Genomic DNA, 21,254 nt, shown 5'->3' with positions numbered 1-21,254 from the left:
GGCCGAGCTGAAGGCTCGGCTTCCCAAAGCCGAGCTGAAGGCGTGACTAGCTCGGCTCTTCGCCGTTGGCAGCTGGGTTGGCGTGTGCCTGCTGCGCCTTCGCCAGGCGTTCTTTCGCGCCATCGAGCCACAGCTGGCAGCGGCTCGCGAGAGCTTCGCCACGTTCCCACAGCGCAAGCGACTGCTCGAGGCTGCTTCCGCCGGTTTCCAGCTGCCGGACCACATCAACAAGTTCGTCGCGGGCAGCTTCGTAGCTGAGTTCGGACGGGTCGATTCCCGCGGTGGTGTCGTTCGCTTCGGTCATTGATCTTCTCCTGGATGTGCTGGATCGGGCGCTTCGTCGGCCCGCTCGGTGGCCTGGTCCGTCTGGTCCGCTGACGCTTCCAGTTCGTTCGGCGCAGTCCGGGAGGTACCGGCGCTGAGGATCTCGTCGACGGTAGCCCGCAGACCGCCAGCGGCCAGCCGGATCTTGAGGCTGTCACCGGCCGACGCATCGTCGGCGTTTCGCAGAATGCCATCGGTGGTCTGAACGACGGCGTAACCACGGTCAAGCGTTTGTTGTGGCGACAGCGCACGGACCTGGGCGCGCAGATGCTCGATCCGGTCGCCGGCCGAACGGAGCCCGGAATGCATCGCTCGAAGCGCCCGGTCACGCAATGCCATGACCTCTGCCGCGCGTGCAGCCACCATGACTTGCGGTTCGGCGAGAACCGGGCGGGAACGAACCGCATCCAGGCGATGCTGTTCCTGCTGAATGCGGTTGATCATGGCCCGGGTTAGGCTGGCCCGCGCCTTGGCGAGTCCCGCCATTTCCTCCGCGACATCCGGCACCAGATGCTTGGCAGCGTCGGTTGGCGTCGATGCGCGGAAGTCGGCGACCTCGTCGAGCAGGGGGCGGTCTGCCTCGTGGCCGATCGCGGAGATCAACGGCGTGACGGCTGCCGCGGCGGCCCTGACCATAGTCTCGTTGCTGAACGGAAGCAGATCCTCCATCGATCCACCGCCGCGGGCGATCACGATGACATCAATTGCAGGCATGGCGTCGAGCTCGGCGAGTGCTTTCGTCACCTGGGGGACGGCTTCCGGACCCTGCACGGCGACTTCACGCACCTCGAATTCCACAGCGGGCCAGCGCCGCCGGCTGTTCTTCAGCACGTCCTTCATCGCGTCGCTATTCCGGCCGGTGATCAGACCCACGCGCTGGGGCAGGAACGGCAAAGGCTTCTTGAGTTCCGCGGCAAACAGTCCTTCGTTGCCGAGCTGCTGGCGCAGTTGCTCGATCCGGGCCAGCAGCTCGCCGATGCCAACCGCGCGTATGTCGTTGGCCTTCATCGAAAGACGGCCGTTCTTCGGCCAAAAATCTGCCTTCACGTTGACGACGACCCGCGCGCCCTGCTCGAGAGGTGCGGAGAGCCGGTCGAGGACTGTGCCCCAGACGTGAACCGGCAGCGACATCTCAACATCGGTGTCCCGCAGGGTGAGGAATGAGGAGCGGTCGCGCTGTGAGAATTGCACCACTTGGCCCTCGATCCACACGGGGGACATTTTGGCGATGTAGTCCTTCATCTTCACCGCCAGTAGCCGCAACGGCCAAGGATTCTCGGCGGTCGTCTCTGCCGCGGTACTCGCGAGCTCGACCTGGGTGGCATCCGGCGCGCTGCCCAGTGTGGAGGGCGCTCCCGTGATTTTTGCCGCCATAGTCCTAAGCTCCTACCCGCCCTGCTTGCCAAATCCGTGTCGTGCCGCCATCGAAGATTTGAAGCTCTCCGCAGCGACTTGGGAAACGCTAATAGTCAACACGTACCATTGAGCTGTGACAACAGCACCAGCATCGATCAGCTTGCCCACTCCGATGATGCCTCGAAAGAGGCTCGCTCCATCGGAGATTATCAGCCCCGCCGGAGTCGGTAGGCGGGTGCTTCTCGCTGCGCCCCGTGGCTACTGCGCTGGCGTCGACCGTGCGGTCATCGCGGTGGAGAAGGCCCTGGATCACTATGGCGCGCCGGTCTACGTGCGTAAACAGATCGTGCACAACCTGCATGTTGTTGAAACCCTTGCCGAACGCGGCGCCATCTTTGTCGACGAAACCGACCAGGTTCCGGAGGGCGCCCGGGTGGTGTTTTCCGCTCACGGCGTATCGCCTGCCGTCCATCAGGTAGCCGCTGAGCGGAATCTGCAGACAATTGACGCGACCTGCCCGCTCGTCACCAAGGTGCACAAAGAGGCCGTCCGTTTCGCCCGCGAGGACTACGACATTCTGCTGGTTGGCCACGAGGGTCACGAGGAAGTCGAAGGTACGGCCGGTGAGGCGCCCGATCATATTCAGCTCGTGCAGAGCCCGGATGACGTCGAGGGTGTGACGGTTCGCGATCCGGAGAAGATCGTTTGGCTTTCGCAGACGACGCTGTCGGTGGACGAAACCATGGAAACCGTCCGTCGCCTGCGGGAAAAGTTCCCCAAGCTTCAGGATCCGCCCAGCGACGACATCTGCTACGCGACGCAGAACCGTCAGGTCGCGGTGAAGAAGATAGCTCCCGAGGCCGAACTCGTTATCGTGGTCGGTTCGTCGAACTCTTCGAACTCGGTTCGGCTGGTCGAAGTTGCGCTGGAGCACGGCGCGAAAGCCGCTTATCGGGTGGACTATGCCCGGGAGATCGATGAAACCTGGTTCCACGGTGTAGCCACTGTCGGCGTGACCTCGGGCGCCTCGGTGCCGGAGAACCTGGTGCGCCAGGTGCTGGAACTGCTGGCGGAGTACGGGTTCGGCGAGGTCGAAGAAATCGTTACGGCCGAGGAAGACCTGATGTTCTCCCTGCCGCGCGAGCTGCGGAAGGACCTCAAAGCCGCAGGGGAAGAGACCAGCAACAAGCGCCGGAGCTAGCTAAGGAATCTGCCGCTATCTGTCGAACGCCGGCTCCTCCTTCAGGCGGGTATGCCTGGCAATCGCGGAGAAGTCGCGATCGCGATGCAAGACGGGATACCCAAGCCGGATCGCTACTGCAGCAATGGTGCAGTCGATCAGATTGCGAACAGTTTCTCCGGAGCGTCGGCAGCGACGATGAATTGTTGCGGCGGCCTCCGTGTCTCGGAGCGGAGCGATCGGGATGATGTCAAACCGACGCAAGAAGCGCTTGCGGCGCGCCGCGGCAGCTTCGTCGGTCGTACCTATCGATAGCTCCATCATCACGAGTTCCGGGACAACGATATGGGCATCGTCACGTATCGAGTCGTAGATGCGGTGGTTAGCGAGCGAATCCGTGCCTTGGAAATACTCGATCCAGGCCGAGGTGTCAACGATCATGAGTCAACGTCGGAAAGCGATTCGATCTCCGCATTGCTGAGCTCGAAGCCGGCGCCCTGCATCGAAAGGGCCTCGTCCTTGGTCATGGTGTCACCGACCAATCGCTCAAGGGCGAGCTGTACCGCTGAGCGCTTGGAGTCCAATCGATACAACCGCATGGCTTTCTCCACAAGCTCGTCGTCGAGTTCAATATTTGTCCTGCTCATGTACGGATAATACACCTGAGTGTGTATAAGGGTGTAAGTCGCCCCAGGTTCATGCGCTCTCCCTATCGTCCAGGAGTTCCGGCGCGCCGATGTTTCGTGCCGCGGCAGTGATCGGTTCGGGCGCTGGAAGATTCCGATCTGTAAGGTCAAGGTCGTTCATCCGCCGGGCGGTGACCAGCACTCGCGACTCCAGCGTTCCGACCAGCCGGTTGTAGTCGGCGACGGCGCGGTTCAGTGAACCGCCCAATTTCTCCACATGCCCTCCCATGGTGCCGAGACGTTCGTAGAGTTCCCTGCCCACGCGATACAGCTCCTTCGCGGAGCCGCTGAGCGAGTCCTGCTGCCAGGTCAGTGCCACGGTGCGCAGCAACGCCAACAGTGTTGTCGGTGTTGCCAGCACGACCCGTTTGCTCATTGCGTGCTCAAGCAATGCCGGATCGGCTGAGCACGCCGCGGCGAGAAATGATTCACCCGGAATGAAGCACAGCACGAGTTCCGGCGTCGGAGTGAACGCCGTCCAGTACTCCTTGGCGGCCAAGCCGTCGATATGCGTTCGCAGATTCTTCGCATGGGCCTTGAGCTGTTCCGGCGTGGGCCCACCCGAGGCGCCCTGCTCGCTTGCCTGCAGAAAGGCCGCCAGCGGGGCTTTGGCATCGACTACGATCTGCTTTCCCCCGGGCAGCCGGACCACCATATCCGGGCGGATCGCGGCATCTTGTGAGTTCTGCCCGGGTGCCTGGACGGTGAAGTCGACTCGTTCCAGCATTCCGGCGTGCTCGACAACCCTGCGCAGTTGGACCTCGCCCCAGCTGCCACGGGACGTCGAAGCCCTGAGTGACCCGACGAGCTGCGCGGTCGTTGAGCGCAGTGCCTCTCCGGAGGCCGCGACAGTCGCCAGCTGAGTGTCGAGCCTGGCGTACTGCTCGGTCCGGTCCCGTTCCAGGGTCTGAACCTGATGTTCTACGCGCTGCACGCTGTGGGCGAGCGGGCCGAGCATCGCCGCGAGTTCGGTGGTGAGACCGGCGTCGGCCTCCAGATCCTGAACTCGCTCGCGCAGCATGTTGCGCTCGGTCTCCGCAGCGATCCGGTCGGCTCTGGTTGTCACTTTCGCAAGCAGCCAGCCAAGCACGCCGCCGACGATGAGTGCGACGACTACGGCAACGACAACCGCGACTGCATTCCAGGTGTTCATGCTGAAACCATGACAGCCGGCACTGACATTCGCCGCAGGGCAACGCCGGGACATAGTCAGAATCCGCTGTACGGTCTGCCAACGTCTGAGCTGTTGGCGACATGCACTGAGCTGAAAAGATGCCCCGAGCCGTTAACTTGGGTAGCATCTTGACGACGTGGCACTCACTATTGGAATCGTCGGACTGCCCAACGTTGGCAAGTCCACCATGTTTAACGCTCTGACCCGAAACCAGGTACTCGCTGCGAACTATCCGTTCGCGACGATTGAACCCAATATCGGCGTCGTCTCGCTGCCCGATCAGCGACTTAACAGATTGGCTGAGATCTTCGGCTCGGAGCGGATACTTCCCGCCACCGTGTCGTTCGTCGACATCGCCGGTATCGTCCGCGGCGCGAGCGAGGGTGAGGGATTGGGAAACCAGTTCCTGGCTACCATCCGTGAAGCCGACGCGATCTGCCAGGTGATTCGAGGATTCGCGGACTCCGATGTGGTCCACGTCGAAGGCGAGGTGTCGCCGGCAAGCGATATCGACACCATCAACACCGAGCTGATCCTCGCAGATCTGCAGACCGTCGAAAAGGCGCTGCCGAGGATCGAAAAAGAAGTAAAGCAGAAGCGCAACGAGCCGGAGGTGCTCGAGGCCGCGACGAAGGCGGCCGAGATCCTGGGGGAGGGACGCACGCTCTTCAGCGCGATGCACGACGACGGCTTCGATGTGACGCCGATCCGTGAGTTGTCCCTGCTGACGGCCAAGCCGTTTCTGTTCGTGTTCAATGTCGACGATGACGTGCTCGCCGACGAGGGACGCAAGGACGAACTACGCAAACTTGTCGCCCCGGTCGAGGCGATCTTCCTGGACGCCAAGTTTGAGTCGGAACTCGCCGAACTCGACGAGGATGAGGCCCGGGAGATGCTGGAATCCACCGGGCAGGACGAAGCCGGCCTGGATCAGTTGGCACACGTGGGATTCCGGACTCTCGGCCTGCAGACCTATCTGACCGCGGGGCCAAAGGAATCTCGGGCCTGGACTATCCACAAGGGCGATACCGCCCCGCAGGCGGCCGGCGTAATTCACACCGACTTTCAAAAGGGCTTCATCAAGGCGGAGATCGTGTCCTTCGATGACCTCGACGCCGCCGGTTCGATGAACGATGCCAAGGCGAAGGGCAAGGTCAGGATGGAAGGCAAGGACTACATCATGGCCGACGGGGATGTCGTGGAATTTAGATTCAACGTGTAAATAGCGGCTGGTGCTGACTGCAACGCGGCGTGAATGATCTTGGCTCTCATCCAGGAGGCATGAAATTAAGGGGTTTCGTGTGAAACTAGATCTCAAGCGACTGATGTATCTGGGGTACTGGAAAATTTATGAGCAGTCGAATGTTGAAGATTTCAAGAAGAGTAATTATAAGGTATCTGCAAATTTTGGCTCTATAGTCCCACAGTATTCGAGTGCGATTGGATTCGAAAAGATTAAGGATCTCCCTCTAGAAGGCGGGATAAATAAGCTCCAGTTACGGAAACTCGCAGAGCGTATGGTGCCCGAAATTGACAACACAGCGCTTTTCATTGAACATTCTCTCGGATCGAGCGAAGGGAGTTGGCGTCGATGGTCTGGCAGCGCTGCACATGCGCTCCGGGGGCATGATGACTATCGGGAATCGCAGGCGTCCGCTCCTAAGATCGCATTGTGGGTCTGTGAATTCCCCAATGAGGATGGCACGGTAACGCTTATTGTCCTTCATGGGACCGCTGATGGAAACATGCAAGGGCTCGAGCTCGAAGGAATGCCAGATGACAGGGGCGGATCTGGTACTGAGAGAATTTTTGAGTACCTATGGGCTCAGGGGAGAGGCTTCACACCGGAGGGCTTTTCACCTCGTTCGTATAGCCCTGCCCGAGTATCCGAACTGTGTGCCTGGATGATTGGGTCCAGCCAGGAATGGCGTCGAGTAAGCATAGAGTCTCTTTTCCGTGTTCACTACGATGAGTGGGTGCCGGACGAGGCTCGTCAGATTTCACCGTTAGCGAGGCGTGATGGAGAGCACCGCCCACCAGTGGTCTCCCGCATCATCATCGGAAGTCCAGTAATTGTCCAGACTCCTCCTGCTCGACCAGCTCACACTTCAGGTTTCCTGAAGCAATGTCTCCTTCATGTCAGGTTAATGATCAAGAAGAGCTGGTGCTGAATCCAGAGAGATCGCTTGCGTTAGATCTTCTGGGTATGGGCATCGGGGCTTCCGTAGATTTCGCCAGGTTCGTCTAGCCACGGACTAGATCGATGTCGGCGAAGTCAGCTTCCCATACGCAGCCTTCATGGGGCCCGGAGCAGCGAACCACTCGCAAGCCGCGGAACGGCTGCGCTTGCTAAGCACTTCTACAGCACCAAGGCGAGCTGCGCGGTCTTTTCCTTAGGAGGGCAATGTTCCGTAATCATGAATCATGGCGACGTGGTCGAGTTTAGGTTTAATGTGTAGCGGGTTACAGTCGAAGCAGCTGACACTCCGGTCACTCACTTGTGCGGTTAGTGGTAGTTAAAGCCAGTTGCGGCCTCAGTTCTCGGCGGACTGTGTGTCTCGGGCCGCAGAGGGTGGCGTTCTCATCAGATGACGCGGGCGCAACCATCAACTCACTTCGAAGATTGGGGCTGTGCCTTGACGCGCGACTTTACTGAGCTATCGCCCGATGCCGAGTGCCTGTGCGGGTCGATGCAGCTGTACCGTGAGTGCTGCTCGCTGAAGTCGTTTAAGTATGGGCTCGATTCTGCGGGCAACGTGATTCGGCAAGTTCCTCTAGTGGAGGACGTGAAGGACGTGCTTTCTGAAGCCTCTGATACATTCTTTGAACTCTACGGGCGACGCCCTGGAGATAGTGATCTTGTCTTCGGGCACATTGCGGATCCCACGGAATCTGTTCACGCGTCCGCACGGCTCATGCTAAGGGCCGGAATACGAGATGAATTTGTGTACGCCTTTAGCCGGACCGATGGGCTGATGCCTGCTGAAATGAACCTCGAGCTTATCTCGGACGAAGATCTCGAGCTTTTCCAACTCTATGTGGATGAGTATAAAGAAATCTCGGCAGCGCCTTTTGCCCCGGAAGGTGTATCGTCGCTGGCATTTGTGAAATTTGGAAACGAAAATTATCCAAGAATCCGTCCAACAGGTCTCCCGTAAGCTGAAAATGGTGATGATAGATTTTCTATCGCGCCACCTTAGTGGTGACGATCGATCGAGTCGCATGGAGCCGAGCGTGCGCCAGGCCGCAGCTTTTCGTATTCGAACTCCGGTTGACTACTGCTTATTCTCGGTAATTAAGACTAAACGAACGTTGGAGAGCCTCGAGCGCCTGTCTGATGCTGGAGTGCCTCAAAGCGTGTACGCTCTAGCGCGGAGCGTTTTCGAGAACACCCTCTTTTTAGATGCGATCGCCCAAGATGATTCAATCTTCTGGGAGAATATTTCACCCAAGGTTGATGAAGAAAACTACACCTTCGGGTCATATGCCGATGGCAGAGTGAATTACAATCATGTTGTGCACCGCAATACCGGTATTCGCGCAGACGTGAATCTCCGCGTCAGTGATTTAGCTAAGCGTTCCACAGCTGCTCCGCATGTCGCTGAGTTGTATTCGCTTTTCTATATAACGGCATGTCAGTTCGTTCATGTGGACGTGCTAAGCGCCCAGTCGTATTTTGATGATCCCGATCCGTTTGATCAGCTGGACCCGGACATCGTTGCTAGTCTAGTGGCAATGGTCCTAATCGGTGATTTTATTCGTGCGCTCGTGAGTGTGGACGGTATCAACCTCCAGTTCAGAAGGGATGCTGTCCACGCGTTGGCCGATCTGAGTGTGGTACTTGACAACTCCCTCGAGCTTGCCTCGTCTGATCCTGAACACCGAAACGATGTTCTCGACGTCTTGCGCAGCGTGACGGCTTCGTGGCGCATCCGCGAGTAGTTGTCTGCGGCGGGCTTAGGTATATCGAGTACACCTTCTTGCGATGTCTAATGCCGAGAACGAGGATAATCAACTCCCTGTCCTCGATCGTGCGGGCGAGAGTCTCGAGGTGGATTTGCTGCTGACTCGAGTGTTTCAAATACGTCGGGGTGAGCGAGGATTGGCGACGGTCTCCCGATTAACAATATGCATTGGACGTGCTGTTTCCGTCTGGAGTTCTGGCACAGCGCAAGCGGCAGGCCGGGTGCATGTGACCGTGCAGAAAGTTCCGCGGTGATCTCCGCCGACAGTGAACGTTTGCAATCGCCGGACCGTGGCCCAATTTGGAGATTGTGTAGTGAAGTTCCAGTTTAACGTCTCGTTGGCGCACGCTTCTTCGTGGAGTGCGGGAATTTAATCGTTGTCGGTGTTCTGGCCGCGGAAGTGAGTTGAAATGTCCGAATCGGAGGAGAAGGTGTCGGCGGAGGCAGCTGAGCACGCGATTGAAGCTGTATCGGGATTTGCGACTCGTATTGGGCGCAGCTGGCGTGATCCGGCAGGGCTTCTCGACCTAATTGATGATGCTCTGGTCGGGATGGAGGACTTGCTGAGCGAGCTCGGTGATCGATCGAGGCGCGAGTTTATGGATGTACCGGACCTGATTCAGCGAGATGTCGGTCACCTTCCCTTGTTTGAAGCGGCCACTCTCAGCCATGCAGCAACGTATCTTGCGGGTTCGATCTGGAAGCCATGTGTTCCTGAGCATGCTCGCTATCTGTTTGCTGGATTAGCTACTCGCGCAGTTTCGACTGTCCGTGAGATTGCGATACTTCTGGACCATGGGTATCAATTAGGCGCAAAGTCCCGGTGGCGAACACTGTCGGAGATCCTTGTCGTCGCGCGCGTGATCGCGATGGGCGATCGTTATACCGCGACGCGGTATAGAGAACATCGCTGGATCGTTCTTGCTATGGAGCGCAGAAAGACTGGCCAGACGGCTTGGACTGGCGATCTGCCGAGTCCGGAGGTGATGAGGCGTCGCCTGGTCAGACGGTTCGGTGCGGAGTATTCGGGTCTTTACGGGTGGGCGGCGCGTGTTACTGCTCGGCGGCTAGGCATTGGCAAGCCAGGCTGGAAAGACCTTCAGGCGCTTGCTGGAGTCCACGAGCATGCGTGGCGCGTCCATGACGCGCATCACGCAGTACATGGAGCTGATGCCCTTGGCCTTCTGGGCATAATCGATGCCGGTTCAGGGCACTTCCATGCAGGGGCGTCCGGGCAGGGAGTGCTGGAGGTGGCTCGGGACACCACTCGTCTGTTCCGGCAGGCGCTTTCGGCGATTTTCGAAATGTGCTTGAAGTACTCGGACGAGCGCAAGCCACAGATATTACAAGGCATCGTTGAAGCGCATCTATTCAATCTTGAACAACGCCTAAACTGGAAGGTCATCTCTACTGATACTCACGCGCGGGAAGAGTACCTGACGAAGATGAATGACTGGTTTGGCGGTGTTGCAGAATCATCGAACCAACAGGATGACGTTGACTTTCTGTGAGATTGGTCGCGCGAGCAAGATACTGAGGGTGATGCTTCTCGGCTACGAAATACAGCGGCATCCGAGTTAATTAGTATCCGCTGCCTATGCCTGGTGCGTACTCCAGCGCGAGAAGGGCCAGGCACGCCGCGAAGGCATGGCCATGTCGAGGCTTCCAATCCCGACCTCGGTTCATCCCGCATACGCGCGACTGCCTCGTCGACGACGACCGCCTACTCACGGCTGATTGACGCGACTACTGGTCGGGATGGGAGCCAGCCGGCTAAAACGACAACGATTGCGTATCGCGATCCCGCGTTGGCGGTCCGCCTCCTCGACCTGTCGGCGGCATCGTTGCTCGGAGCCGCAGGTGTCCACATGGTCGGTCCTCTCTTTGAGTCGCTCGTCACCCTCGGGGTTCGCGTCCTGGGGCAAGCAGCTGAAGCCTCGGTAAGCCATCTCCGTCTCAGGGGAGGAGATCGCGAAGTCGATCTCCTCGTCCAGGGTGTCGACGGACAGGTACTTGGCATCGAGGTCAAGCTGGCGCCAGAGGTGACTAACTCCGATGTCTGGCATCTGAAGTGGCTCCGTGAGCAGATTCCTGATCGGGTCGCCGACCTTATTGTCGTAACTACCGGCACGACGGCCTACCGGAGACCAGACGGCATCGCCGTGGTGCCACTGGCTCTCCTCGGGCCGTGAGTGCTACGGCCGGCGTGATCCACACCGACTTCCAGAAGGGCTTCATCAAGGCTGAGATTGTGTCCTTCGATGACCTCGATGCCGCCGGTTCGATGAACGATGCCAAGGCGAAGGGCAAGGTCAGGATGGAAGGCAAGGACAACATCATGGCCAACGGGATGTCGTGGAATCTAGGTTTAACGTCTAGCGTTATTGACGCCAAGCGTTATATCCTGGTGGGCTGCTCAGGTCGTTCGGCAGCAAGGACACTGAACGACTGTGGCGTCGTGAGTGTGTCCCCTCGATCGATCCTCGGATTCATCGATTCGCGTTGTGCAAGCTTCGTCAGGTGGGATCTACGGAGTCGCTCGACGATCTTCGCGTACCGCCAGGAAAACGGATCGAGGCGCAGAAGGGCGATCGGGCCGGCCGACACAGCATCAGGATCAATGACCAGTGGCGGATCTGCTTCATGTGGACCGAAGCTGGACCAGAGGAGGTCGAGATCGTTGACTACCACTGACGCGAGCGGCAAGCTCGCTCCCATCCACCCGGGTGAGTTGCTCATGGAGGACTTCATCGAGGGCTTCGGCATCACACAGCACAAGCTGGCGGTGTCGATCGGGGTGTCGCTGCGCCGGATCAACGAGATCGTGCACGGCAAGCGCGCGATAACCGCCGACACGGCGCTGCGCCTGGCGAAGTACTTCGGCACGTCGGCGCAGTTCTGGCTCAACCTCCAGACGCACTATGACTTGGATCTGGCGAAGGATCGCGCGGTGGGCCAGATCGATGCGATCAAGCCGCTACAGGTCGCGTGACATCATGCTGCCGCGGATGGTCCCATCGACGGCGACGTGGTTGAGTTTAGGTTCAAGGTGTGAGGCCGCGACGCACGGCGTCGAGAGTCGATTCCGGTGAGTCGTTGAAGCAGAATCGGACGCCCGATTGGAGGGCAGTCACGGTGTTGACAACTCGCTCGAAGATGGGTGTGAACTCGTGGGATGTCCTCATCCCGGACCCGATCTCTACCAGGTCGAACGTTCCGGCGGCGAAGTGCTCTCTCACTGCCGACTCGGCGGCTTCGACGTCACTCGGCACCAGACAAACGGCGACATCGAAACCCGCGCTGCGCAACGCCGCCTCGGCGTCGCCGATGCGGGCGCGAAGCTTGTCGGCGTCTTGACCCGGCCAGGGCGAGAAGTCGATCACGTCCGGGTCCATCCCGATCTGAAGCACGCGCGGCTTGGTCACGCCTCGATGCTAGAGCCATGGCCGGTGGGTCGCAACGTGGTGATCCAACGCGTAGTCGCGTTCGGGATCGACGCCCGATGTCCGAGGCGCGTGCGTGGCTATCGTGCTCGCGGAGACTGCTGCGCACGTCGACGTTCCAAACCCTCGGAACGTGGTCGAACTTAGGCTTAATGTGTAGCGGACTTGCACTTCAACGTCTCTTGCTCGAGTGAACCAGCACCAGCACCGTGATCAGACGTAACGACGTTCTTCGCGGAGTCCAATGGCAATCCCTGCATCGATGACGAACAGTGCACACATCGCGACGGCGTTGTGTCGGCGACTGGTTCGCTTGTACTCGCGCGCGAAAACGAGGTGGAGCAAGCTTCGCGCCGCTACGGCACGCCATCGCCAACGTGACGGTCGGCTTGCGATGATCGTGATGCCGAGGGCAAGGTCTGCAGTTCCGAGCACTCGTCGACAGTTGACGGGGGTGTCCGTCAAGCCGAGCCACCGCCCGCCCGTGAGCGGAGCGATGGTCAGGATTCCACCGAGGGATGCGGAGACGGCCCCTACGCCATCGGCGGCGATGGTGAGGACGCCGTTCCTGGAGGCACACATGGGCACACCTTACAGCGGGTGAAACGAGGGCGAGCCGGAGCGAAGCTGATCTGCTAACTTGGGCACGGCTTCACCTCAGGCTCTGGTGTTGGGCATTCTCAACGGCGGTCTGCAGCCAGTGATGGCTGAGGCCAGAGGTTTCTCTCTGGCGACGTGGTGGAATTCCGGTTCAATGTGTAAATAGTGCTCTGACCAGGGATTTTAGTTTTAGCTGTTAAGTGGGGATCCATACTCGGGTTCCGGTATTAGATAGCTGCTCATCCCAGAAGCCGATGACCTGGGGGTTTTGGTAGCCCGTGGAGGTTCCCGCCGGTGGCACGAGGCAAGCTGAACCGGTCACGCTCCGTGAAAGCGCGTTTGTCGTTTACGGATGCGCTTTTCTCCGTTGATATGGATTTTAAGCTCGGAACACGATTTACTATCGTGCTGAACTGTTGTCATTGGCGGAAACAGCGTTGTCGTTCACATGGCTGTGGGATGAGCTGAATGAACAATACGTTGATTGGCGCGTTGCAGGCATAGTGACTCTCGTTAACGATTTCAGTCGTTCGCACCTCAAGGAGTAGTTGGCCGACCCTGGGCGGGAAGCGAGTCTTCTCGGTACAAACGATGGCCCCTTTAGCCTGAAGGCTGAAGGGGCCACTGTTGTGACGTTCTATTCGAAGTAGGTCCAGCCGAACGGCACTTCTGTGGAGTGCAGTTCCTCGGCATCAAAATGCTGAAGCGCATTGTCGTAGCAGGTTTTCATGTCATCTTCCGATTCGCACAACCCGATTAGCTGATCTCCACCGTCTGGCAAAGTGTGCCAGACAAGGTAGACCGTTGGTCGAGTGTCTTCCTTGTCGATCCAGATGCCGTTCTTCTTCATACGCCACATTACAACCTCTTAGATGCGCTCATGACTACGGCGTTGTAGGTTTTACCGCCCGACACGATGTTGTCAGTTGGGCCAGGACTGCGACCATCGTGATGAGCACGGATGGGGACGCGAGTGCTGTACGTTGTTGCTTGCTGAAAGGCGCAGGCTACACGCGGGGTCGGTTCCGTTATCTACGTTCCTTGCTATCGCAGTCCACGGTTCCAGCACTCCGTTCCCGATGCCTGCATCAGTCCCTCAGTCCTTGAGATCAAAGGTTATTCGGCTACGGAACGTGGTCGAGTTCAGGTTCAATGTGTAGAACCCCTGGTCAGAGCCACTCTTTCGTCGTGGAGTCCAGCGCCGTGCGCGTGGGAGTTCCGGTTCACGTCTAGTTGTAGTTGGTCACGGCCTTGTCTCAGCGATGCCCGGTCGTTCGCCCGCTGGCGTGAGTATCAGACAGGTCCCGTGCGGGATATGAACCTCTGCTGCGGGGCGGATGCTCGGCAACATCCCTGTGAGTGCGGGAAATTGCTGCTGCCGGTTTGCCGCAGCGACTTCCCGTATACGTTCGGACTACTTCTCGGCGGCCAGCTGCGGGTAGACGACCTCGAGCGTTGCCGAGAGTCCGGCCTTGGCTTGCACGGAGGTCTCGTCGGCCAGGACCTCCAGGTCGTCGGCCTCGGTCGCATCGAGCACCTTGCTGACGAGGACTGCGGGGTCGAGCTTCGGGTCGGTGGTGCTGGCGGCCATGGCGGTGTCGACCCAACCGACGTGCACCCCTACGACCTGGACGCCGGCGGGCTGCAGCTCGAGCCGCAGGGAGTTCGTCGCGGACCATAGTGCGGCCTTGGTGGCGGAGTAGATCCCGGCGACGGCGTACCAGGCGAGGGCCGAGTGGATGTCGATGATCGCGGTGTTCCCGCCCTTGGCCGACAGGATCGGGGCGTAGGCGCGGGCGAGGAACAGCGGGCCGAGGAAGTTGGTCTCGACGTTGCGGCGGATCTCCTCGTCGGTGTGGGTGAGGATGCCCGCGCTGGATGCGGTCGCGCCGGCGTTGTTGATCAGCACCGTCACGTCGGGGGCCGCCTCCACCGCTGCCTGGATGGAGGCGGGGTCAGTGACGTCGAGGGCGAGCGGCACGATGCGCTCGTCGTCCCATTCACGGGGGTTGCGTGCGGTGGCGTACACCTTGGCGGCACCGCGGGTGAGGGCTTCGCGGACGAAGTGGGTACCGATGCCGCCGTTCGCGCCGGTGACGAGGACGACAGCGCCGTTCAATGAAGTCATGATGACTGTTCCTTCTCTATCTGAGTGATGGTTTGGTGAATGTCAGGGGTGGGTGAGGGCCGGGTAGTCGGTGTACCCGTTCGAGCCGCCGGTGTAGAGGGTGGCCGGATCGAGGTCGTTCAGCGGCGCGCCCTGCTGCAGCCGCTCGACGACATCGGGGTTGGCTAGGGCGAACCGGCCGAGCGGTGCGACGTCCGCGAGGCCTGCGTCGATGTCCGCGGCGATGCTGTCGCGGTCCCGTCCGTATCGAACGACGAGGACCGTGGTCGGCCACACCTTTCGGAACGAACGCAGCAGCTCGTCGTCGCCGAGATGGTGCACGTGCAGGTAGACGAGGTTCAGCTTCGCGAGCTCACCCACGAGGTGGCGGTACTGGGCGCGCACGGCTTCGGTGTCGCCTTCGTCGAGCCCGCCGAGCGGGAAGGCGGGGGAGATGCGGATCCCGGTGCGGTCCGCGCCGATCTCGCCGGCGACGGCCTGGGCGACCTCGATGGCGAACCGGGCCCGGTTCTCGACCGATCCGCCGTACTCGTCGGCGCGGTGGTTGGCGTTGGGGGCGAGGAACTGGTGCAGCAGGTACCCGTTGGCGGCGTGGATCTCCACCCCGTCCGCTCCCGCGGCTATCGCGGAGGCTGCGGCGTGGCTGAACTCGCCGACCACGCCCTGGATCTCGGCGGTGGTGAGCTCGCGCGGCACGGTGGTCTTCTGCTTGCCGGTGGGCGTGAAGATGTCCTGCTCCGCCGTGATCGCGGACGGGGCGACCGGGTGCCGGTGGTGCGGGGTGTTGTCCGGGTGGGAGATCCGGCCGACGTGCATGAGCTGGATGAACAGGTGTCCGCCCTTGTCGTGCACCGCATCGGCGACCTTCCGCCACCCCTCGACGTGCTCAGGCGTGTAGATCCCGGGGGTGTTGGGGTACCCCTGCCCGTCCTCCGATGGCTGCGTTCCCTCAGTGATCACCAGCCCGAGCGATGCACGCTGGCTGTAGTACTCCGCGGCGAGATCGCCCGGGGTCCCGTCGGGGTTGGCGCGGTTGCGGGTCATAGGAGCCAGCGCGAGACGGTGCGGAAGCTCAAGCCTGCCGAGGGTGAGCGGCTGCCAGAGAGAAGAGGTGGTCATGACGGATGAGGTTCCTTTCCAATGAACGGATCGCCACTGCCTCCCGGCCGCGACCGGATGGTCGCGTACCGGCGTGGGAGAATGAGCCGAGGCATATCCGAGCCCACACGAAAGTGACTACACTCAGAACTGAGACAAGTCATAGTTTATTCCAGGAGGAGACCATGCCAGTGGCGTCCCAGCCGCTCGGGCGACGCGAGCGGAGCAAACAGGCCAAGCTCGAGCGCATCACGGCGGCCGCGAGCGAGCTGTTCGCGCAGCATGGTGTGGACGAGGTCACCACCCAGCAGATCGCTGATGCGGCGGATATCGGTTCTGGCACCCTGTTCCTGTACGCGAAGACCAAGGGCGAGCTGCTACTGCTCGTGCAGAACGCGCTCTACTCGACCGCGCTGGAGCGCGGGCGGACCGCGGCCGTGGGCGCGTCGAATGCGTTGGACGGCGTGATGGCGCTGGTCGCGCCGATCGTGGAGTGCAACCGTGTCCAGGTCGACAATGGCCGCACCTACCTGCGGGAGATGGTCTTCGGTGACCCGAGCGAGCCGCACCACGCCGAGGCGCTATCCATCGTTGGGCAGACCGAGGAAGCGGTCGCCGGCATCCTGACCGAACGGGCTCAGCTGACCGTCGCCGATGCCTCGACACTGGCCCGGGTCATCCCGGCCATCATGTTCCTGGACCTGGCGGCCAGCGTGAACGTGGGTTCGAGTATCGAGGAGATCCTCGCGAGCATCCGCATCCAGGTCGCGGCGATCCTTCCGTGCTGATCCCGGTGATGCACCCAGCGGCGGCGTATGCGGCGGTCCTCAACGGGCGAGCGCTCGCGCTGCCGGAGCGTGTCGCGCTCCCGTCGTCGCCGCGGCAGGGAGGTGACCATGACGACTCCAGACGCTGATCCGTCGTCGGAGCGGTCGCGCACCATCCATTACCAGGTCCCCGGGAAGGACAAGCGGGCACCGTTCGCCAGGTCCGGACTCGAGCAGCTGCAAGCCGTCGCTGCAGGCGAAGCGCCGGCCCCGCCGATCAGCAGCCACATCGGACTCGAGATCGTCACGGTCGGGGAAGGGGACGTGGTGATGACGGCGGTGCCGGACGAGTCGCACTACAACCCGATCGGGTCCGTGCACGGCGGGTTCTTCGCCACCGTGCTGGACTCCGTCTGCGGGTGCGCGGTGCACTCCACTCTCCCTGCTGGAGTCGGCTACACCAGCCTGGAGATCAAGGTGTCGTTCCTGCGCCCGGTCACCGCCGACACCGGTCCCGTCACGGCCCACGGGTGGGTCATCCGCGCCGGTCGCAGTGTCGCGTTCGCCGACGCCGACATCCGCGACCAGGAAGGCCGCGTGCTCGCGACCGCGTCCAGCACCTGCCTGATCATCCGTCCGGCTGCCTGCCCCTGACTCCTAGCGGCCGGGCTCCGGTCGCCCTGTCGTCGCAATGCTCCGCAGACGAGCCCGACAAGCTCCCTCGCGAGCCGGCCCGCGGGGCCTCCTGTGCCGGGACGGCCAGCAACGCCGACCCCTGCGTGAGACTGTCCCGAGCGGGGTGAGGTGAGTCAGTCTGCGGAGTGAGAGAGAATCTCGCTCTCCTTGACGTAGGTGAGGGTGGTCTCCACGTCGTACGCGTGGATCGCGGACGCGTGCGGAGCGAGCAGCTCGGTGAGGTGGCCGGCGTGGGTTGTGTAGAACGCGTCCCGAGCGGTGCCGTCAGCGAACCCGAGGATCACCGAGGCGTGGAGGTGCTGGTCCTCGGGGTTGTCGTGGGCGACGTTCGGGGTGTCCCAGGTCTTCTCGTTCCACGGCAGGAACACCTGGGTGCGCAGCTCCTTCAGTTCCCCGGTGGCGATCAACGCGGGGGTGAGCTCCTTCTTGAGGAACTTGTGGAACCCGACCGTGCCCTCGTCCTCGAACGCCAGCGCGGTCTGCTTGCGGCCGGCCAGCGGGGACAGGGCGTTCTCGAAGGTGACCTCCGCGATCCAGTCGATCCAGTCGATCCTCCGGTCCTCGGGGATGATCGTCTCGATGTCACGCGTGGCGGGCCAGCGGCCCGGGTTGTGCTCCGCGAGGTGGATCTGCCGGTACTCGAACAGGCCGGGGGCGGCCGAGATGATGCCCGAATGCGGGCCCTTCCACCGGTCCATTCCAGCCTGACGGGGCTTGTCGGTGGGCATCCGCAGCAGGATCGACGAGGTGCAGTGCTTCGACACGTCCGGTTTCGTCGTCGTGGTCTCGCTCATGGTTATCCCTGCCGTTGCCTTTGTGTGTTCTCGGCGGGGTCAGGGGGCGAGGAACTTCGCGGCGACGGGGGCGAACTGTTCCCAGTACTGAAAGATTCCGCCGTGTCCGGAGTTCGGGTAGATGATCAGCTCGGATCCCTTGATGCGTTGGTGCAGGTCCGCGGAGAGGATGGAGGGCACCATGCGGTCGTAATCGCCGTTGGCGATCAGGGTGGGCTGGGTGATCACCGATAGGTCCGACGGGGCGGAGCGGCCGAATCGCTGGATGGCCTTCAGTTGGGTGCGAAACGCCGTGGTGCTGATGGGCTTGTCACGGTCGGCGGTGCGTTCCTTGAGGCGCTCCACGAACGCCTTCCCGGCCTTCTTGCCGACCTTGTTCCGGTTGAAGAAGAGGAACTCCTTCGGGTCCGAGCGGGTGATCACGGAGCGGAAGATGTCCCAGTAAGTCACGCCCACGACCTTGTCGATGTTCTTCCCGCCGCGGGGCCCGGTGCCGGTGAGGACGAGCTTGCGGACCAGGTCGGGATGCTTGACGACGAGGTCCTGGGCGATGAACCCGCCTATGGAGAATGAGAAGATGTCGATCTTGTCGTACCTGAGGCCCTTCGTGATGAAGGTGTAGGCGTCGTCTGTTGCCTGCTCGATGGTGTCGGGGACGGTGCCGGAGGAGGCTCCGACGCCGCGCTGGTTAAACGTGATCACGTGACGGGTCTTCGCGATGGCGTCCACGATGCGCGGGTCCCAGTTGTCCAGGGTCGCGGCCAGGTGCACGAAGAACACGACGGGGATGCCGCCCTTCGGGCCGAGCTCGCGGTAGGCGAAGGTGGTGCCCCTTGCCGTGAGGGTCTTCGTCGGGGCCTTCGCATATGAGGTGATGGGTTCCTCGGTGGTGCTCATGGTGCTCTCTCCTTCAGGGGCAGGGTGATGCTTCATGGGAGCCGTGCGGGGGCCAGATCAGGGGACGGTGATGACGGTTTTGCCGCGGGTGCCGCCAGTGGTCAGGGAGTCGAGGGCCTGCGGCGTCTGGTCGAAGGAGAATGTCCGCCCGACGGCCGGGCGCAGGGCACCGGCATCGACGAGCGCGGCGATCTTCCGGAGCTGGTCCCCGCTGGCCGACATGAAGAGGAACTCGTAGCCCACGCCGAGCTTCTTCGCCTTCCGACGGATCTTCGCGCTCATCCCGGCGATCGCCAGGCGCACCACCGGGTTCAGTCCTGCAGCCTTCGCGAACGCCGGGTCGGGTGGTCCGGAGATCCCGATCGCCTTTCCGCCCTGGCGCAGGATGTGCAGGGACCTGGCGAGGTTCTCGCCGCCGAGGCTGTCCAGGACCAGGTCGTAGCCGGACAGTTCGTTCTCGAAGTCCTGGGTGCGGTAGTCGATCACGACGTCCGCGCCCAGCTCCCGCACGAAGTCGGCGTTCTTCCTCGAGGCGGTGGCCGCCATCTGTGCGCCGAGGTGCTTGGCGAGCTGGATCGCGATCGTGCCGACCCCGCCGGCACCGGCGTGGATGAGGACCTTCTGTCCCGGCTTCACGTTGGCCTTCTCCACCAGCGCCTGCCAGGCGGTCAGCGAGACCAGGGGCAGGGATGCCGCCTCGATCGTGCTGATCGTCGTGGGGGCAACGGCGAGATCGGCCTCGTCGATCGCGATGCGCTCTGCGAACGTCCCGATCCGCCCGTCCCGGGGCCGGGCGAACACCTGGTCGCCCGGGGCGAAGCCGGTGACGCTCGGGCCGGTGCGCAGGACGGTGCCGGCGACGTCGTGGCCGAGGACGAGCGGCATCTTGTACGGCAGGATCGTCGTGAACTCGCCGTCCCGGATCTTCTCGTCCAGCTGGTTCACCCCGGCCGCCGCGACCTGCACGAGCACGTCGCGCTCGCCCACGGCCGGCTCGGGCACCTCCGCCTCGTGGACGGCTTGCTTGTACTTGTCGAACACGAACGCTCGCATGATCTCTCTGTCTCCTACGGATCGGTCTGGGGGTGATGGTGGTCAGCGGTGAAGGAAGCGGCCGGTGAGGTCGGTGACGGCCTGACGGTTCTGGAACACGACCCCGTGCCCGGAGTCGGGGAAGATTCGCACCTGCGCGTCAGGGATCTGCTGCAGCAGGGCGTCCGCGTTCCCGGATGGCACCATGCGGTCGGTGTCGCCGTGCAGGACCAACACCGGTCCGATGGACCCTGCCGATGGTGCTGGCCGCTGGTGTCCCCACCGGTTCACGGCGCGCAACTGTGCACGCAACACGGCGGGGGTGACGGGCTTGTCTCGTCCGGCGCGCCGCCGCTTCAGCCTCGCATGGTACGCCTTTGCCGCCTGCTTGCCGTTACGGGTGCGGGTGAAGAACAGCAGCGTGGTCGGGTTCGTGAACGTCGCCACCCCGCGCACTATCCCGCGAACGAAGACACCGGTCATGCGGGTCAGGCTGGGACCGCACTGCGGGCCGGCCCCGGCGAGGATCACTCGGTCCACTAGGTCGGGGGCTTGCTCGATGATCGCCTGGGCGACCATGCCGCCCATCGACAGTCCCAGCAGGTCCACCCGGGACAGGCCGAGCGCGCGGATTACCGTGATCGCGTCCGCCGCCATGTCCTCGAATCGGTCCCGCACGGCCCCTGCGGAAGCACCCACGCCGCGGTAGCCGATCAAGATCACCCGGCGCTCTGCCGCGAGCGGGTCGACGACCTCTGGGTCCCAGCTGTCCAGGTTCGCGCCCAGATGCGCCAGACCCACCAACGGCACGCCGTTCGCGTGCTCGCTGCCGAGGTCGCGGTAGACGAACTCCGCACCCGCCACCGGGACCATCCGCGTCGGTGCATCGACGAAACGCCCCGGCGCGGCACATGATCCCTGCGGTGTGCGTTCCATGGATTTCCTTCCCTTTTCGCCCGCAAGCCGGTGGATCTTCGGCCTGTCTAGCTGAGTAGACTCAAGTATGAGTCCACTCAGTCAATTCTGTCAAGGGAGGACAGCAGGGAGCCGCATCCCGGCGCGATGGGTTGGCGGGAGCGAGCGAAGAAGGGCAAGCAGTCGCATCATCGCCGCA

At 61.9% G+C, this 21,254-nt stretch carries 24 protein-coding genes and 1 pseudogene; 11 read left to right on the top strand and 14 right to left on the bottom strand.

Annotated features, from left to right (window positions below; genetic code table 11):
- Positions 1-46 precede the first annotated feature (46 nt).
- Together LWF01_RS10960 and xseA are read right to left on the bottom strand one after the other, a co-directional pair.
- Entirely contained in the window at positions 47-304 is a 258-nt protein-coding gene (locus LWF01_RS10960) for an exodeoxyribonuclease VII small subunit (RefSeq protein WP_349637431.1), read from the bottom strand.
- Positions 301-1,698 carry an exodeoxyribonuclease VII large subunit gene (xseA, locus tag LWF01_RS10955; protein ID WP_349637430.1) on the bottom strand — a complete coding sequence of 466 codons (1,398 nt, stop codon included), beginning with the start codon at positions 1,696-1,698 and terminating at the stop codon, positions 301-303. The genes LWF01_RS10960 and xseA overlap by 4 nt, the downstream gene beginning before the upstream one ends.
- A 154-nt stretch (positions 1,699-1,852) precedes the next feature.
- Here xseA and LWF01_RS10950 point away from each other — a divergent pair, with 154 nt between their 5' ends.
- Positions 1,853-2,881 (top strand): 4-hydroxy-3-methylbut-2-enyl diphosphate reductase, encoded by a 1,029-nt coding sequence (locus tag LWF01_RS10950; protein ID WP_349640896.1) that lies wholly within the window; start codon positions 1,853-1,855, stop codon positions 2,879-2,881.
- Positions 2,882-2,896: 15 nt separating this feature from the next.
- On the opposite strand, the gene vapC is transcribed toward LWF01_RS10950, so the two are convergent.
- The 3 genes from vapC to LWF01_RS10935 are packed head-to-tail and all read right to left on the bottom strand — an operon-like array spanning position 2,897 to position 4,699.
- The gene (vapC, locus tag LWF01_RS10945; RefSeq protein ID WP_349637429.1) at positions 2,897-3,301 is read right to left on the bottom strand and encodes a type II toxin-antitoxin system VapC family toxin; all 405 of its coding nucleotides are present in this window, start codon (positions 3,299-3,301) and stop codon (positions 2,897-2,899) included.
- A complete protein-coding gene (locus LWF01_RS10940) occupies positions 3,298-3,507 on the bottom strand; it encodes a type II toxin-antitoxin system VapB family antitoxin (RefSeq protein WP_349637428.1) in 210 nt (69 codons plus the stop codon). Before LWF01_RS10940 ends, vapC begins: the two co-directional genes overlap by 4 nt.
- 49 nt (positions 3,508-3,556) lie before the next feature.
- A complete protein-coding gene (locus LWF01_RS10935) occupies positions 3,557-4,699 on the bottom strand; it encodes a DNA recombination protein RmuC (RefSeq protein ID WP_349637427.1) in 1,143 nt (380 codons plus the stop codon).
- A 157-nt stretch (positions 4,700-4,856) separates the two neighbouring features.
- Here LWF01_RS10935 and ychF point away from each other — a divergent pair, with 157 nt between their 5' ends.
- From ychF to LWF01_RS10895, 8 genes and pseudogenes are all read left to right on the top strand, one after another.
- Complete coding sequence (gene ychF, locus LWF01_RS10930) at positions 4,857-5,942, top strand: redox-regulated ATPase YchF (RefSeq protein WP_349637426.1); 1,086 nt, start codon at positions 4,857-4,859, stop codon at positions 5,940-5,942.
- A gap of 1,366 nt (positions 5,943-7,308) precedes the next feature.
- Positions 7,309-7,878 (top strand): hypothetical protein, encoded by a 570-nt coding sequence (locus tag LWF01_RS10925; RefSeq protein WP_349637425.1) that lies wholly within the window; start codon positions 7,309-7,311, stop codon positions 7,876-7,878.
- A gap of 76 nt (positions 7,879-7,954) precedes the next feature.
- Positions 7,955-8,662, top strand: a complete 708-nt coding sequence (locus LWF01_RS10920; RefSeq protein ID WP_349637424.1) for a DUF5677 domain-containing protein — start codon at positions 7,955-7,957, stop codon at positions 8,660-8,662.
- A gap of 433 nt (positions 8,663-9,095) precedes the next feature.
- Positions 9,096-10,196 (top strand): DUF5677 domain-containing protein, encoded by a 1,101-nt coding sequence (locus LWF01_RS10915; protein WP_349637423.1) that lies wholly within the window; start codon positions 9,096-9,098, stop codon positions 10,194-10,196.
- A gap of 357 nt (positions 10,197-10,553) precedes the next feature.
- The gene (locus LWF01_RS19315; RefSeq protein WP_490384422.1) at positions 10,554-10,877 is read left to right on the top strand and encodes a DUF4143 domain-containing protein; all 324 of its coding nucleotides are present in this window, start codon (positions 10,554-10,556) and stop codon (positions 10,875-10,877) included.
- Positions 10,878-10,885: 8 nt separating this feature from the next.
- Positions 10,886-11,064: pseudogene (locus LWF01_RS19275) on the top strand (DUF933 domain-containing protein); the annotation flags it as partial.
- A 33-nt stretch (positions 11,065-11,097) separates the two neighbouring features.
- Entirely contained in the window at positions 11,098-11,379 is a 282-nt protein-coding gene (locus LWF01_RS10900) for a type II toxin-antitoxin system RelE/ParE family toxin (protein WP_349640895.1), read from the top strand.
- A complete protein-coding gene (locus LWF01_RS10895; protein WP_349640894.1) occupies positions 11,366-11,677 on the top strand; it encodes a HigA family addiction module antitoxin in 312 nt (103 codons plus the stop codon). Before LWF01_RS10900 ends, LWF01_RS10895 begins: the two co-directional genes overlap by 14 nt.
- Before the next feature lie 52 nt (positions 11,678-11,729).
- Here the strand turns inward: LWF01_RS10895 and LWF01_RS10890 are convergent, their stop codons facing one another.
- The 5 genes from LWF01_RS10890 to LWF01_RS10870 form a co-directional block, all read right to left on the bottom strand.
- On the bottom strand, positions 11,730-12,110 hold the full coding sequence (locus tag LWF01_RS10890) for a hypothetical protein (protein ID WP_349637421.1): 381 nt from the start codon (positions 12,108-12,110) through the stop codon (positions 11,730-11,732).
- Between the two features lie 231 nt (positions 12,111-12,341).
- A complete protein-coding gene (locus tag LWF01_RS10885; protein ID WP_349637420.1) occupies positions 12,342-12,710 on the bottom strand; it encodes a hypothetical protein in 369 nt (122 codons plus the stop codon).
- A 655-nt stretch (positions 12,711-13,365) separates the two neighbouring features.
- Positions 13,366-13,578: a hypothetical protein gene (locus tag LWF01_RS10880; protein ID WP_349637419.1), complete on the bottom strand. Its 213-nt coding sequence runs from the start codon at positions 13,576-13,578 to the stop codon at positions 13,366-13,368.
- Between the two features lie 564 nt (positions 13,579-14,142).
- Positions 14,143-14,856 carry an SDR family oxidoreductase gene (locus LWF01_RS10875; RefSeq protein WP_349637418.1) on the bottom strand — a complete coding sequence of 238 codons (714 nt, stop codon included), beginning with the start codon at positions 14,854-14,856 and terminating at the stop codon, positions 14,143-14,145.
- A 42-nt stretch (positions 14,857-14,898) separates the two neighbouring features.
- Positions 14,899-15,975, bottom strand: a complete 1,077-nt coding sequence (locus tag LWF01_RS10870; RefSeq protein WP_349637417.1) for an alkene reductase — start codon at positions 15,973-15,975, stop codon at positions 14,899-14,901.
- 164 nt (positions 15,976-16,139) lie between these two features.
- Here LWF01_RS10870 and LWF01_RS10865 point away from each other — a divergent pair, with 164 nt between their 5' ends.
- Together LWF01_RS10865 and LWF01_RS10860 are read left to right on the top strand one after the other, a co-directional pair.
- Entirely contained in the window at positions 16,140-16,742 is a 603-nt protein-coding gene (locus tag LWF01_RS10865) for a TetR/AcrR family transcriptional regulator (protein WP_349637416.1), read from the top strand.
- A 108-nt stretch (positions 16,743-16,850) separates the two neighbouring features.
- Positions 16,851-17,375: a PaaI family thioesterase gene (locus LWF01_RS10860; protein ID WP_349637415.1), complete on the top strand. Its 525-nt coding sequence runs from the start codon at positions 16,851-16,853 to the stop codon at positions 17,373-17,375.
- Between the two features lie 155 nt (positions 17,376-17,530).
- On the opposite strand, the gene LWF01_RS10855 is transcribed toward LWF01_RS10860, so the two are convergent.
- Genes LWF01_RS10855 through LWF01_RS10840 form a run of 4 tightly spaced genes read right to left on the bottom strand, consistent with a single transcriptional unit; the run spans position 17,531 to position 21,076 of the window.
- Positions 17,531-18,211 (bottom strand): strictosidine synthase, encoded by a 681-nt coding sequence (locus tag LWF01_RS10855; protein ID WP_349637414.1) that lies wholly within the window; start codon positions 18,209-18,211, stop codon positions 17,531-17,533.
- 39 nt (positions 18,212-18,250) lie between these two features.
- Positions 18,251-19,108 (bottom strand): alpha/beta fold hydrolase, encoded by an 858-nt coding sequence (locus LWF01_RS10850; RefSeq protein WP_349637413.1) that lies wholly within the window; start codon positions 19,106-19,108, stop codon positions 18,251-18,253.
- Between the two features lie 57 nt (positions 19,109-19,165).
- On the bottom strand, positions 19,166-20,161 hold the full coding sequence (locus tag LWF01_RS10845) for an NADP-dependent oxidoreductase (protein ID WP_349637412.1): 996 nt from the start codon (positions 20,159-20,161) through the stop codon (positions 19,166-19,168).
- Between the two features lie 42 nt (positions 20,162-20,203).
- The gene (locus LWF01_RS10840; protein WP_349637411.1) at positions 20,204-21,076 is read right to left on the bottom strand and encodes an alpha/beta fold hydrolase; all 873 of its coding nucleotides are present in this window, start codon (positions 21,074-21,076) and stop codon (positions 20,204-20,206) included.
- Positions 21,077-21,254: the final 178 nt, after the last annotated feature.

It is taken from the genome of Saxibacter everestensis, from assembly GCF_025787225.1.
Classification (GTDB): domain Bacteria; phylum Actinomycetota; class Actinomycetes; order Actinomycetales; family Brevibacteriaceae; genus Saxibacter; species Saxibacter everestensis.
The sequence above is the reverse complement of the archived record's forward strand: the minus strand, read 5'-3'. Positions and strand labels throughout refer to the sequence as shown.